Below are 13,232 nucleotides of genomic sequence, written 5' to 3'. Positions count from 1 at the left end.
GAACAGGAGGTCCTCCATGCCGGCCACTTCCACCTCTGCGCCGATCGATCCGGCGCTTCGCGCACCCTTGCCGGTCCTGGGTCGCGACGTCACGGTGCCGCTGGTCACCGGCGGACACGTGACGTACGCGGCGCTGGACTACGCCGCGAGCGCCCCTGCCCTGGAACGGGTGTGGAACGACGTCGCGGCTTTCCTGCCGTACTACGGGAGCGTGCACCGCGGCGCGGGCTATCTCTCGCAGTTGTCCACCGCGCTGCTTGAGCGCAGCAGGGACACGGTCCGCCAGCATCTCGGTGTCCGGCCCGACGACGAGGTCCTGTTCACCCGCTCGACGACCGACTCGCTCAACCTGCTCGCCGGGGCCCTTCCGGGGGACACCGAGGTGTATGTCTTCGAGACCGAGCACCACGCCGCGTTGCTGCCGTGGCACGACGGCGCGACCACCGTCCTTGCCGCACCGTGCTCGGCGCAGGACGCGGTCGACCGGTTGACCGCGGCGCTGGCCGGACGAAGCCGGCGACGACCGGGGCTGGTCTGTGTGACCGGGGCGTCGAACGTGACCGGCGAACTGTGGCCGGTGGCGGAGCTGGCCTCGGTGGCCCACGCCGCCGGTGCCCGCCTGGTGCTCGACGCCGCCCAGCTGGCACCGCACCGACCGATCGACGTCGGCGCCCTGGGCGTCGACTACGTGGCGTTCTCCGGTCACAAGATGTACGCCCCGTTCGGGGCCGGTGTCCTGGCCGGTCGGGCCGACTGGCTGGGTGCGGCACGGCCCTACCTGGCCGGCGGCGGGGCGAGCCGGCGGGTGGAGGTGACGGCGGCGGGCACCCTCGACGTGCAGTGGCACGGCGGCAGCACACGGCACGAGGCCGGGTCGCCCAACGTCGTGGGTGCGTACGCCGTGGCATCGGCCTGCCGGGCGTTGGCCGAAGCGGGGTTCAGCGCTCTCGTGGAGCGCGAGGACGCCTTGTTGCGCCGGCTGACGGGCGGCCTGGCCGCCATTCCGGGTGTCACGTTGCTCTCCCTGCTGGGCGACGGGGCACCACGGGTGGGCGTGGTCAGCTTCGTGATCGAGGGGTGGAGGAGTTCGCAGGTGGCGGCAGCGCTCTCAGCCGAGCACGGGATCGGCGTGCGGGACGGCCTGTTCTGCGCCCATCCCCTGATGCGTGTGCTGGTCGGTGCCGTGCACCAGGGGCCCGCTTCTGGGCGGGACTCCCGGCCGCAGGGGCGCAGCCAGCACGCGATACGCGCGAGCTTCGGCGCGGGGACTCCGGTGGAACACGTCGATCGGTTGGTGGACGCGGTGTCGTCGATCGTCCACGAGGGCACGCGGCACGAGTACCGCAACGACGGGGAGCGCTGTGCCCCCGTCCGGTGACCGGCACGAACGGCGCCGCCGGATCTCCGCCCGGCGGCGCCGTTGGTGCCGGTGTCACGCGGAGTAGCGTTCCCGCCGTTCCAGCTGATCGGCGAACATCTGCCAGCTCCGCGCGCACTCCCGGGCGATGCGTGCCACCGCGCCCGACTGGTAGGTCGGCACGGCCTCCACCAGCCGTCGCCGTTGCAGTTCGTCGAGGGCACGGAACTCCAGGAACCGCAGCAGGAGGCGGCCGGCGTCGGTGAAGCGGAGCCGGGGGTCCCGCCGGAGGTCCAACACCGGCGTCGGCTGTTCGACGCTGGTGCGCCGGGCGGCGAGATCGTCCCGGGGCGGTCGCGTCACCTGGCGGACCGGTGCCGTGTCCTGCCTGGCGTCGGTGTCTCGTTGCTTCGTGGCGACCGGGTCCTCGCCACGCTCCAGGCGGGTCCGGACGTCGCGGGCGGTTCCGGGTGAGATGCCGACGCTGCGGGCGATCTCCCGCAGCGACGCGTCCGGATGCCGCGCGATGAACTCACCGGCACGTCGGCGTCCGTCGGCGCTGGAGACCGGCCGGGTCCGGCCGTCGAGGCCGACCCTGCTCACCTCCGAGGCGACGCCTTCGTTGCGCTGCCGTCGGATCGAGGCGACGGTCTTGTCGGCGATGCCGACCACGGCGGCGATGGCCCGGTTGGACCAGCTCGGATGGGAGGCGACGATACGTTCGGCGGCGGCCCGCCGGTCGGCGGCCGAGAGCGGCAGACCGTGCTTGGCGTTCAGTCGTACGGCCAGGACGAAGGCGTCCTGCTCGTTTCCGTCGAAGAACCGGACCGGGATGGTGGCGTCCCCCCGGATGCCGGCGGCCTGCAACCGGTGCCAGCCGTCCACCACCCGCATGGTCTGCCGGTGCACGATGATCGGCGGTAGTTGCCCGGCGCACACCGCGAGCGTCTGTACGTGGGATCCGTCCGCTCCGGCGATTCTCGGCGAGCAGGACCCGCTGAGCTCGTTAAGAGGAACCTGTTCCACGGTCGGGCTGGTCTCGCCCCCCTCGACCCGGTGGTGCCTCGAATCCCCCGAATAATTCACGTCATCGCTCGTCGAATCTGTCGTCCCCGTAGTCATCTTTGCCTCCACAATAAAATCACGGTGCAGTGCGGAGTGATTGACCCGTTGAAGCCTCCCTCGCGCCGGGTCGGGCGCTGTTACACATGTAAACATCAGTGCAAATCTATCAATGTATATCCCTGGACGCAACGGGTCACTCTACAATTACTCAGAGTGATAATGAGGCGTACGACGGCACCCGGAAAACGGGAATGAAGAGTTACCCCAGGCATTAAAGGCGCGGCCGGGGGAGCGCGCTTGCCGGCGGCGGACTACCGCCGGGGGTCACCTATCGCGCAGCGCCGGACGAGGGCCACTCGGTGAGCATCACGTGAATTGCTTCGATGCCATTTTCCCAAGATTTCTGCACGTCCCGGGGATGACCGAAACCACCGATCGACTCCAGTGAGACGAAGCCGTGCAGAGAACTCCGGACGAGCCGCACCGCGTCGGTCAATTCGCCCTCGCTCAGGTCGTAGGCGCGGAACATCGCCATCGTCATCGCAAAGATGCGCTGGTGGCCCGTCGACCGGGACAGCTCCTCCTCGGTGAGCTGGATGTGGGTGGCGGTGTACCGGCCCGGGCAGGTGCGGGCGAACTCCCGGTAGGCATTGGAGAAGGCCACCAACGCGTCCTTGCCGGCCCGACCCGCGAGCGCTTCACCGATGCAGTCAGCCAACTCGGTGGCGGCGAGCACGGCGACGCCCTTACGCAGCTCCGCGACGCTACGGACGTGCGAGTACATGCTGGGCTCGGCGATGCCGAGGATGCGAGCCACGGCCGAGAGGGTGACCTTGTCGAAGCCGACCTTGTCAGCCAGGTCGGCTGCGGCCGTCGTCACCCGCGACGCCACCAATCCGACTCGGGCCACCCTTGCCTCCCTGATCCCTCAGCCTCGTCCTGGAGGCGTCAACTCAAGCGACCAGTCATGCAACTAGCTACCGGCTGCAACCTATGGGCCATAGGAAGTCGCCGTACCTTCATAGCACACGCAGGGCGGCAGAGCACACACGGCCACCCCGCAACCTCAAGGTCACGAGCCGTCACCGGAGTAGCCCCGCACCACGTTTGCTCCATCTTAGCGCCGGTAGAAGCTGATTTATGCCTCGACCCCCGGCGCGAAATGCCGACACTGACCGGAAATGACGACATATTGCCGCACTTACTGTATGCAAAATCACCATAATTATGATCAAAAATTCTCAGGCTCGACCGACGCCCGTTGCCCCCCGCCGACGACGCCGGCAACGCGTGGAACCCGCACCGATACTGCCGGGTCCCGCGCGTACCAGCGGCACGGGTCGATGCCCGCCGGTCGGGTCGCGGGCGGGCTGGTGCGAGGTGGCCGGCCGACTCCTACCGGACGCGGGCGACGCTCGGCAGGATCTGCGTGCGGACCAGGAGCGGGGCCGAACTGCCGCCCTGGTGGTGCCTGCTGATGTTCGTCAGGCATTTCCGCAGCTCGGCTGCGATTGCTGGTGGGCCGGAGGCACCACCATGCGAACCACACTGCCCTCATCGTTGGTAACCCACTACCACTGAATTTGCTCAGCTCGCGGTCGTCGAGCGACCCCCGACGAGCCCGACTAGGCCGGCGGCCTACGAATCCGTGACGACATCGATCCAGGCAGGCTAAGCTGTTAGCTAATCGAGGAGGTGGCGTCATGTCCGCTGAGGCCGTGCACTACAACATGCATGATGCCAAGACCCACCTGTCGCGCATCATCGACCGGGTGGAACACGGCGAGGAGATCATCATCGACCGGGCAGGAACTCCGGTGGCGAAGGTCGTGCCGCTGGTACGGCGGGCCAACCGAACCGCGGTCGGCTCCCTCGCCGGTCAGTTGGATCTCTCCGGCGACTGGGACTCACACCAGACCAATGCAGAGATCGCCACTGATTTCGGCATCGGTGCATGACCCTGCTGCTGGACACCCATGTCGCACTGTGGGCCATCACAGGCGATGCGACTCTCGGCGACGAGTTCCTCGATCGACTACGCCACGACCCGGACATCTTCCTCTCCCCGGTCAGCCTGTGGGAGATCACCATCAAGCAGAGCGTGGGAAAACTCGCCGGCCCCCCGGACCTGGCCGAGAGGGTAAGGGACATGGGCTTTCGCGCACTCCCGGTGACCCACGCCCACGCCATCGCCGCCGGCCGCCTGCCGCCACATCACCGCGATCCCTTCGACCGCATGCTGGTGGCACAGGCGACCGCCGAAAGGCTGACCCTGGCCACCCGCGACGCGTCGATAACGCTGTACGACGTGGACATCCTGAAGGTATGAGTCAGTGGCTGGTCTCACGGCCACCGAACCGACATCTGGGCATACGCGTCGGAAGCCGGCGCCATTGCGAACCCGCAGAACGATCTCCACACAGACCCAACGCATAGATCCAACCAAACGTCTGTAACTGCCCCCTGATGAGCTTGCCGCGGGGGTGTGGAGGGCTCTACGGCACGCCAACCTGCGGATCACGTAGGAGGCCTACGTTCACCGGTCGCCGAAAAAGGACCGGCCGCGCGGCCTGGCCGGTGGCCTCTCGCGGGACGCGGGCAGCGCTCGACGGGATCTCCGTGCGGACCAGGATCGGGGCTGAGTTGCGCCCTGGTTGTGCCCGATGATCTTCGTCAGGTGTTTCGGCAGCTCAGCGGTGGTTGCTGGTGGGCCGCCTGGGACTCGAACCCAGAACCTAAGGATTAAAAGTCCTCAGCTCTGCCATTGAGCTAACGGCCCGCTGAGCCACAGGTTACCCGACCACGTCGGCCGGGTCGGGTCCACCTGAGACCCGCCCTCCGCTGCGTGCGCACCGTCGGGAGTGTCGGTGTTTGACGCGGGCGGAGTGACGTGGTGTGCTCACGGGGTTAGCGCTAACGACAATCGTTATCATTATCAGTTGAGGAGGATCATGTCTCTCACCGTGCCACCCGCCCTGCTGGAAGCCGCCGAAGCGGGCCCGGTCGACGACCGGGACTTCGTCGCCTGCGTTCGGGAATCCCTGCCGTACGCCTGGCAGACCGTGAGCCGGGTCGTCGCCGACCTGGAGTCGTCGGGCGCGGAGCGGGCGGACAACTCCGTACCCCCGCCCGGCGAGGCGGAGCGGGGGCAGTTGCTGCGCGCACTGGCCAGCGACGCCATCCGCGCCAGCCTGGAGCGCCACTTCGGCGTGAAGCTGGCGTTCCAGAACTGCCACCGGGTCGCCGCGTTCCGCCCCGCGGCGGTGGACTCGGAGCCCTACCGCCGCTTCGTCTCCACCCGTGGTCAGCTCCTGAACCAGTCACCCGAGCTGCGCAACTGCTGACCGCACCGGTGTGCCGGACCGGAGGACACCACTCCCGGTCCGGCACACCGGACGGCACCGCACACGCGGCAACCCGAGCGGGGCCGGACAGCGGGGACGCAGGCGACCACCCGAACGGTGCCCGACAACCGGATACGGGCGACAACCCGAGCGGGTGCCGGACGACCGGACGCGGGTGACAACCGGACGGTGCCCGACAGTCGGACACGGGCGGCAGCCCGCCGACGACGGGGGTCCGGTTATCGCCGGGGGCGGTGCGGTGTGCCGCGGGTCAACGGGCGCACTGCGCGCAGGTGCCGAAGATCTCGAAGGTGTGCCCGACCTCGGTGAAGCCGTGCTGGGCGGCGACCTGGTCGGCCCACCGTTCGACCGCCGGCCCGGCCACCTCCACCGTGCTACCGCACCGGCGGCAGACCAGGTGGTGATGGTGCCGGCTCTGGCTGCACCGGCGGAACAGCTGTTCACCGCCGGGCAGCCGGGTGGAGTCGATCTCCTGGGCATCGACGAGCAGTTGCAGGGTGCGGTAGACCGTGGTCAGGCCCACCCGCGCCTTGCGGGCCACCAGCATCTGGTGCAGTTGCTGCGCGGTGTGGAAACCGTCGACCTCACGCAGCAACGCCAGCACCTCGCCGCGCTGACGCGTGTTCCGGGTCACGTTCGGCATCGCCTGGGTCACCGTACCGCCGTCTCCGCTCGTCGCCCCGACCCCCGACCGGCGGCCGTCGCTGCCCCTCGCCTCCACCGGACAGCGCGGAGACCGTAACCATTATGCGCTGCGCATATGAGCACGCCACGGCCCGTGTCCACGCTCACGGCGACCGCCCCGCCCGGCATCGACACGCGCGACGGCCGTGACCGGGGTTCCGGCCGGCCGACCGCCCTGGTCCCGCACCGGAACCGGCGCGCGGGTAGCCGGCCGTCGGTGTCGCCCCCCGCCGCATAATCAGGACAGCTAATATCCTGGTTATGCGGATGAGCGAGCAGGTCGAGTGGGGGTTGCACTGCTGCCTCACGCTCGCCTGGATCGGCGGCGAACACCCGATGCCCGCCGCCCGGCTCGCCGAATGGTTCGAGCTGCCCCCGGCGTACCTCACCAAGTGCCTCCAGGCCCTGACCCGGGCCGGCATCCTCCACTCCGTGCCCGGCGCGCGCGGCGGGTTCCGACTCGCCCACCGACCGGCGGACGTGACGGTGATGGACGTGCTGGTGGCGGTCGACGGGCCCGACAACCCGTTCCGGTGCACCGAGATCCGCCAGCGGGGCGCGGGGGTGGACCCCTCCGCGCCGGAGTTCCGCACCCCGTGTGCCATCAGCACCGTGATGCACCGCGCCGACCTGGCCTGGCGTCGCGAGCTGGCCAGCCACACCCTGGCCGACCTGCTCGAATCCGCTCCGGCGGGCGCAGCCGAACGCACCCGTCGCCGTTACGCGCAACTGCGCGGCTGACGCCCGCCCGCGACCTCCGACCCACGGTCGCACCGACCGGTGGCGCACCCCGCCACCACCCGCAGGCCCACCCGCGCCCGACCGGCGACCCCGGCCACCGGCCCGGCCGGCGCACCCGCCGGCCCCGACGACCGTCCACCCCCGAGTCCCGTGCCCGGCACGGCCCGCCGTGCCGCCGCACGCCGTCCCGCCGACCGGAGACCTCATGTCCCACCCGCACACCCGTACCGGCCCGGGGCCGGCCACCACCGCCGGACCCGGGCGCGGCCCACGGATCACCCTGATCCTCGCGGCCGGCACCTTCGCCGTCGGCACCGACGCGTTCGTCGTCGCCGGGCTGCTGCCCGACATGGCCGCCGCACTGCGGACCACCACCACCGCCGCCGGGCAGTCGGTGACGGTGTTCGCGATCTCCTACGCGATCCTCGCCCCACTGCTGTCCACGCTGGCCGCCCGGCTGCCACGCCGTCGCCTGCTCGTCGCCGCGCTGCTGGTGCTCGCCGCCGGAAACCTCGTCGCGGCGGCTGCCGAGACGCTGCCGGTGCTGCTCCTCGGCCGGATCGTCGCCGCCGCCGGCGCCGCCGCGTACACCCCCAACGCCGGTGCCGTGGGCGCCTCGCTGGTGCCGCCCGCGCAACGGGGTCGGGCCCTGGCCGTGGTGATCGGCGGGCTCACCGTCGCCACCGCGCTGGGCGTGCCGCTCGGCGGGCTGACCGGGCGGTGGCTCGGCTGGCGGGCCGCCCTCGTCGCGGTCGCCCTGCTGGCGCTCGCCGTCGCGGCGGCCGTCCGGCTGGCCATGCCCGCGCTGCCCGGCGGCCCGGCGGTCCCGTTGCGCGCCCGGCTGACGGCGCTGCGCCGACCGGCCGTGCTCGCCGTCCTGCCGCTCACCGTGATCGGGATGGCGGCCTGCTACACCGTGTACGCCTTCGCGGTGCCGACCCTCGGCGCGCTCGACGTCGACGCGTACCAGGTCAACCTGATGTTGCTGCTCTACGGCGTGGGGGCGGTCGTCGGCAACGTCGCCGCCGGGTACGCCACCGACCGGTGGGGTGCGGTGCCGGTGCTGGCGACGGGCTATGCCGCGCTGGCCGTCGCGCTGGGCGTGCTCGGTGCGCTCAGCACCGCCGGGTCCGCCCCGACGGTGCTGGTGGCGCTGCTGGTCGGCGCGTGGGGCGCGGCGAGCTGGTGTCAGACCCCGGCACAGCAGCACCGGTTGATCGCCGCCGCGCCGCAGCAGGCCCCCCTGGTGGTGTCGCTGAACTCGTCCGCCATCTATCTCGGGATCGGCCTGGGCACCGCCGTCGGCGGCGCGACGCTGCCCTCCGGCGTGCCCACCATGTACGCCCTCGGCGCGGCCGGTGCCGTGGTCGCCCTGCTGGTGCTCCACCTCGGACAGCGGATCACCCGGCGCGACGGTCAGCGGCGCAGGCCCATCCCCGCGTAGCCGTGGGAGATCCGTTCCCGGGGTTCCCCGTCGGGCCGCCACTCGGCCACCCGGACCAGCCCCGGATCGACCAGGTCGTACCCGTCGAAGAAACGCAGCACGTCGGCGTGCGGGCGGGGCACCAGCGGGGCACTGCTGCGCTGGTAGACCGCCTGCCCCTGCCGGGTGGGCAGCGGCGGGGCACCGTCGGTGGTGAGGTGGGACACGACCAGCGGGCTGCCAGGGACCGTCGCCTCCCGCAGCCGGACGACGGCATCCCACGGCTGCTCGGCGTCGGTGACGAAGTGCAGCACCGCCACCAGCAGCACGGCCACCGGGCGACCGAAGTCGATCGCCGCCCGCACGTCGGGGTGGGCCAGCAACTCGTCCGGCCGGCGCAGGTCGCCCCGGACCACGCTGGTCCGCCCGTCGGCCGGCAGCAGCCGCCGGGCGTGGGTGACGGCGACCTCGTCGTAGTCGACGTAGACCACCGTCGACTCGGGGGCGACCCGGCGGACGATCTCGTGCACGTTGCCCTGGGTGGGCAGCCCGGCACCGATGTCGAGGAACTGGCGTACGCCCAGCTCGGCGGCGTGCCGCACGGCCCGGCGCAGGAAGTGCCGGTTGGCCTGGGCGGCGATCCCGGTGTCCGGGAAGATCCGCAGGATCTGCTCGGCGGCGGCCCGGTCGGCGGCGAAGTTGTGGCACCCGCCGAGGTAGTAGTCGTACATCCGGGCCACGTTCGGCCCCGGCTCGGCGTCGGTCGGCGCGGTCACCGGCCCTCCCTTTCCCCTCACGTCGCTGCGGGACGACCCACCGCCGGGCGGCGGGCACGTCGCGCCCTGATGTCTAGCACCCCGGGCGACGACATGTTGACCCGCCGTGTCGGCGAGCCGGCAGCACGGGACCGCCCCGGGCCGGTATGACGGTGACACCGACTGACGGCGAGGAGGCATCCGATGAACACTGACCGGGAGACCGTGGAGGTGGACCCGGCCCTGTTCCGGGCCGTGTACGACTCACCCGCCTCGCTGCCGGGGCGGCACCGCTGGACCACCCCGGAACACGACGTACGCCGGTTGGAGAAGCTGCTCGGGATGCCGGCGCAGAGCATCGGCGCACCCCTGTGGGTCAGCGGCGACGAACCGGACTGCCCCAAGTGCGGACGCCGGACCACCTGGCTGGACATCGTCGCCTCGGCCCTCAAGGGGGTGCACGACCCGCTGATGATCGCCACGGTGATCCTCGGTGACCGCCGCTACGTCAACACCGAGGTCCCGGACGCGATCGCCGGGGTGCACTGCCTCGACTGCCACACCCCGATCACCGGCCTGCGCAGCTTCAAGTGCCACAACTGGGCGTACGCCTTCGAGGAGCTGGCGGTGGTGCGGGAGCGGATGCGGGGCGGGTCAGGCCCGGCGGGCGGGCCGCCGGCCGTGCGGTGACGGCGGTTCCGGCCCCGGGTCGGGCACCTGCGGCAGGGGCCGGGTGACCGCCGCCGCGCCGGTGACCGTCACCGGCTCCCCGGCGTGCCGCAGGTCGACCGTCGTCTCCGGGTCGGCGTCGGGCAGCTCGTAGCGGGCCCCGTCGCGGGTCAGGGTGACCCGCAGCCGGTGCCCGTGCCAGCGCAGGTGGAAGGCGAGCCGGTCGATCCGGGCCGGCAGCCGGGGGTCGAACGAGAGCACCCCGGTGTCGTCGCGCAACCCGCCGAAGCCCTCCACCACCGCCGTCCACGCCCCGGCCAGGGCCGCCAGGTGCAGCCCGTCGCCGGTCTTGTCGCCGAGGTCGGCGAGGTCGTGCAGGGCCGCCTCGGCGAACAGGTCGTACGCCAGGTCGAGGTGACCCAGTTCGGCGGCGAGCACCGCCTGGGAGCCGGCGGACAGCGACGAGTCGCGGACGGTGCGGGCCTGGTAGTAGGCGAAGTTGCGGGCCTTCTCCTCGGCGGTGAACTCCCCCGGGAAGCGTTGCATGGCCAGCACCAGGTCGGCCTGCTTGACCACCTGCCGCCGGTACAGCTCCAGGTAGGGGTAGTGCAGCAGCAGCGGGTAGTCGTCGTCGGTCATCGCCGCGAAGTCCCACTCGGGTTGCCCGGTGAAGCCCGCCGCCTGCTGGTGTACGCCGCGCTTGTGGTCGTAGGGCAGGTGCACCGCGTCGGCGGCGGCCCGCCAGCCGGCGATCTCCGCCGGGTCGACACCGAGGGCGGTGGCCCGCTCCGGGTGCCGTCCGGCGGCGTCGGCGGCGCCCCGCAGGTTGCGCCGGACCATCAGGTTGGTGAAGACGTTGTCGTCGACCAGGGCGGCGTACTCGTCGGGGCCGGTGATCCCGGTGACGTGGAACGCGCCGTCGTCGGACCAGTGGCCGTAGCCGGCCCACAGCCGGGCCGTCTCCACCAGCAGTTCCAGCCCGGTGTCGGCGAGGAACTCCTGGTCCCCGGTGACCGTGACGTAGCGCAGCACCGCGTCGGCGATGTCGGCGTTGACGTGCAGGGCGGCGGTGCCGGCCGGCCAGTAGCCCGAGCACTCCCGGCCGCCGATGGTGCGCCACGGGAAGGTGGCCCCGGTGAGCCGCAGCTCGGCGGCCCGGTCCCGGGCCTGCGGCAGGTGGTCGTGCCGCCAGCGCAGCGCCCCCCGGGCCACCCCGGGCAGCAGGTACGTCAGCACCGGCAGCACGTAGCTCTCGGTGTCCCACAGCACGTGCCCGTCGTAGCCGTTGCCGGTGAGTCCCTTCGCCGCGATGGTCCGGTCGCCGTCGGCCCGGCCCGCCTGGAGCAGGTGGAACACGGAGAACCGGACGGCCTGCTGGAGTTCCGGGTCGCCGTCGATCTCCACGTCGGCGGTGCGCCACCGCTCGTCGAGGGTGGCCCGCTGGTCGGCCAGGAGCGCGTCGAACCCGTGCCGGTGGGCGGCGTCGGCCTCGGCGGTGACCAGGTCGGCCAGCTCGTCGGGGGTGCCGCCGTCGACCGGGGTGCACTCGTACGCGGCGTACTTGGTCAGTCGGAGCCGCTGCCCGGGGGCGAGCCGACCTTCGAGGGTCGTGCGCAGCCGGTCCGGGGTGTGGTCGTCGCCGTCGGTGAACCCCGCCGGCACGTCCGTCGCGTGGGTCACCGCGACGGCGACCCGTTGGGCGCTGCGGTCGGTGCGGTGCACCAGCACGCCCCGGTGGCCGTCGGGGCGGTGCAGCTCGGCGTCGAGCGGGTCGGGCACGATCGAGGCGGCCCGGGGGTCGTCGGCCCGTTCGGGCACCCGCTCGTTGGCGAGCACGTCCGAGCAGACCCGGATCTCGACCGGCCGGTCGTCGAGCGGTTCGACCTGGTAGTCGACGGCGGCGACGGCGTGCCGGGGCAGGGAGACCAGCCGGGTGCTGCGGACCCGCACCCCGTGCCCGGCCGGTGAGATCCACTCGGTGTGTCGGCGTACCACGCCGGCGCGCAGGTCGAGGGTGCGCTCGTGGGCGCGGACGGTTCCGGTGCGCAGGTCGAGGGGTTCGCCGGCCACCCAGAGCCGGATCAGGGCGGCGTTGGGCGCGCTGATCACGGTGTCGCTCTCCTGCGGGAAGGCGTACCCGTCCTCGGGGTAGCTCTGTCGCCGCCGCTCGTGGAGGCCGTTGAGGTAGCTGCCCGGCATGCCGTAGGGCTGGCCCTCGTCGAGGGTGCCCCGCCAGCCCACCCAGCCGTTGGACAGGGCGAAGACCGACTCGGTCTCGCTGAGTCGGTCCAGGTCGGTGGCGGTCCGCCGGATCTGCCAGGTCTCGTCCATCTGCACGGTGGGGAGGTACCCGGCGGCGGTGGGCGGCCAATCGCGGGGGCGCTGTGAACTCGCTGTGACGCGGGCGGCGAACCGCCGTCGCATCCCGCAGCATGTGACGGTTCCACCGGTTTCCTCCACCTCGATGGCACTGAAAGCGGTATGACACTTTGGTGAGGTGAGTGATGGAAAAGACTTTTACCGCAGACATTCCTGACATCAGCGAGCAGTGGTACCGCGACGTCGTCGACGTGGCCGACTCCGCCCCGACCCCGGTGCAGTGGTTCGCGGTGCACTTCACCGAGGGGGTGATCCTGCTGCTCGGCCTGCTGCTGGTGGCCGTCGCCGTGTCCCGGCTGCGCCACGCCGACCCGTGGGGCCGGGCCCTGGCGCTGGTCGCGCCGGCCGCCGTCGTCCTGGCGTACGGGTGCAGCGAGGTGCTCAAGTCACTGGTGGACGAGGACCGGCCCTGTCGGGGTGCGGTGGCCATCCTGGCCGGGCAGTGCCCGCCGGTGGGCGACTGGTCGTTCCCGAGCAACCACGCCACCATCGCCGGGGCGCTGGCCACCGCAGTGCTGCTGCTGTCCCCCCGGTGGGGTCTGCTCGCCGTGCCGCTGGCCCTGCTCGCCGCGCTCTCCCGGGTGTTCGTCGGCGTGCACTACCCGCACGACGTCCTCGCCGGCCTGCTCCTCGGCGTGGCGGTGACCCTGCTGCTCGCCCCGGTGACGGCCCGCGCCGTCGCCGGGACGCTGCGCCGTCGTGGCGTCCCGGCCGGGCGGGAACCGGTCCCCACCGCCCCCGGCCCCGCCGCTGAGCGGGATCGGGCCGGCCAATGAGCGGGGTCAGCGGCCGGG

Annotated in this window: 13 protein-coding genes and 1 tRNA gene; 8 read left to right on the top strand and 6 right to left on the bottom strand. The window is 71.8% G+C overall.

Annotated features, from left to right (window positions below):
• The first annotated feature begins 16 nt into the window (after positions 1-16).
• Positions 17-1,378 carry an aminotransferase class V-fold PLP-dependent enzyme gene (locus ACQP2H_RS01370; protein ID WP_219465636.1) on the top strand — a complete coding sequence of 454 codons (1,362 nt, stop codon included), beginning with the start codon at positions 17-19 and terminating at the stop codon, positions 1,376-1,378.
• A 54-nt stretch (positions 1,379-1,432) separates the two neighbouring features.
• Here ACQP2H_RS01370 and ACQP2H_RS01365 read toward each other — a convergent pair whose 3' ends face one another.
• Together ACQP2H_RS01365 and ACQP2H_RS01360 are read right to left on the bottom strand one after the other, a co-directional pair.
• The gene (locus tag ACQP2H_RS01365) at positions 1,433-2,296 is read right to left on the bottom strand and encodes a ParB and winged helix-turn-helix domain-containing protein (protein WP_219465635.1); all 864 of its coding nucleotides are present in this window, start codon (positions 2,294-2,296) and stop codon (positions 1,433-1,435) included.
• A 454-nt stretch (positions 2,297-2,750) separates the two neighbouring features.
• A complete protein-coding gene (locus ACQP2H_RS01360) occupies positions 2,751-3,332 on the bottom strand; it encodes a TetR/AcrR family transcriptional regulator (protein WP_208565394.1) in 582 nt (193 codons plus the stop codon).
• A 793-nt stretch (positions 3,333-4,125) separates the two neighbouring features.
• Between ACQP2H_RS01360 and ACQP2H_RS01355 the strand changes: the two genes are divergently transcribed.
• Complete coding sequence (locus ACQP2H_RS01355; RefSeq protein WP_219465633.1) at positions 4,126-4,380, top strand: type II toxin-antitoxin system Phd/YefM family antitoxin; 255 nt, start codon at positions 4,126-4,128, stop codon at positions 4,378-4,380.
• Positions 4,377-4,751 carry a type II toxin-antitoxin system VapC family toxin gene (locus ACQP2H_RS01350; protein WP_219465631.1) on the top strand — a complete coding sequence of 125 codons (375 nt, stop codon included), beginning with the start codon at positions 4,377-4,379 and terminating at the stop codon, positions 4,749-4,751. The genes ACQP2H_RS01355 and ACQP2H_RS01350 overlap by 4 nt, the downstream gene beginning before the upstream one ends.
• A gap of 375 nt (positions 4,752-5,126) precedes the next feature.
• Here ACQP2H_RS01350 and ACQP2H_RS01345 read toward each other — a convergent pair.
• A tRNA-Lys gene (locus ACQP2H_RS01345) sits at positions 5,127-5,201 on the bottom strand.
• Positions 5,202-5,373: 172 nt separating this feature from the next.
• Between ACQP2H_RS01345 and ACQP2H_RS01340 the strand changes: the two genes are divergently transcribed.
• Positions 5,374-5,766: an SCO5389 family protein gene (locus tag ACQP2H_RS01340; protein ID WP_219465629.1), complete on the top strand. Its 393-nt coding sequence runs from the start codon at positions 5,374-5,376 to the stop codon at positions 5,764-5,766.
• 271 nt (positions 5,767-6,037) lie between these two features.
• Here the strand turns inward: ACQP2H_RS01340 and ACQP2H_RS01335 are convergent, their stop codons facing one another.
• Positions 6,038-6,430, bottom strand: a complete 393-nt coding sequence (locus ACQP2H_RS01335) for a Fur family transcriptional regulator (RefSeq protein ID WP_208565392.1) — start codon at positions 6,428-6,430, stop codon at positions 6,038-6,040.
• 308 nt (positions 6,431-6,738) lie between these two features.
• On the opposite strand from ACQP2H_RS01335, the gene ACQP2H_RS01330 reads away from it, so the two are divergent.
• Together ACQP2H_RS01330 and ACQP2H_RS01325 are read left to right on the top strand one after the other, a co-directional pair.
• Positions 6,739-7,212: an RrF2 family transcriptional regulator gene (locus tag ACQP2H_RS01330; protein WP_433230563.1), complete on the top strand. Its 474-nt coding sequence runs from the start codon at positions 6,739-6,741 to the stop codon at positions 7,210-7,212.
• Between the two features lie 205 nt (positions 7,213-7,417).
• Positions 7,418-8,656 (top strand): MFS transporter, encoded by a 1,239-nt coding sequence (locus ACQP2H_RS01325; protein WP_433230560.1) that lies wholly within the window; start codon positions 7,418-7,420, stop codon positions 8,654-8,656.
• On the opposite strand, the gene ACQP2H_RS01320 is transcribed toward ACQP2H_RS01325, so the two are convergent.
• Complete coding sequence (locus ACQP2H_RS01320; RefSeq protein WP_363818036.1) at positions 8,629-9,411, bottom strand: SAM-dependent methyltransferase; 783 nt, start codon at positions 9,409-9,411, stop codon at positions 8,629-8,631. The genes ACQP2H_RS01325 and ACQP2H_RS01320 overlap by 28 nt on opposite strands.
• Before the next feature lie 183 nt (positions 9,412-9,594).
• Between ACQP2H_RS01320 and ACQP2H_RS01315 the strand changes: the two genes are divergently transcribed.
• A complete protein-coding gene (locus ACQP2H_RS01315) occupies positions 9,595-10,080 on the top strand; it encodes a hypothetical protein (RefSeq protein ID WP_219465623.1) in 486 nt (161 codons plus the stop codon).
• Here the strand turns inward: ACQP2H_RS01315 and ACQP2H_RS01310 are convergent.
• Positions 10,045-12,390 carry a glycoside hydrolase family 65 protein gene (locus ACQP2H_RS01310; RefSeq protein ID WP_219470562.1) on the bottom strand — a complete coding sequence of 782 codons (2,346 nt, stop codon included), beginning with the start codon at positions 12,388-12,390 and terminating at the stop codon, positions 10,045-10,047. The genes ACQP2H_RS01315 and ACQP2H_RS01310 overlap by 36 nt on opposite strands.
• A gap of 173 nt (positions 12,391-12,563) precedes the next feature.
• On the opposite strand from ACQP2H_RS01310, the gene ACQP2H_RS01305 reads away from it, so the two are divergent.
• The gene (locus ACQP2H_RS01305; RefSeq protein WP_357532869.1) at positions 12,564-13,214 is read left to right on the top strand and encodes a phosphatase PAP2 family protein; all 651 of its coding nucleotides are present in this window, start codon (positions 12,564-12,566) and stop codon (positions 13,212-13,214) included.
• Positions 13,215-13,232 lie beyond the last annotated feature (18 nt).

Origin of the sequence: Micromonospora sp. CA-248260 (assembly GCF_050942205.1) — a bacterium.
GTDB classification, from domain to species: domain Bacteria; phylum Actinomycetota; class Actinomycetes; order Mycobacteriales; family Micromonosporaceae; genus Micromonospora; species Micromonospora antibiotica.
This window is presented reverse-complemented; position numbering and strand designations above follow the sequence as displayed.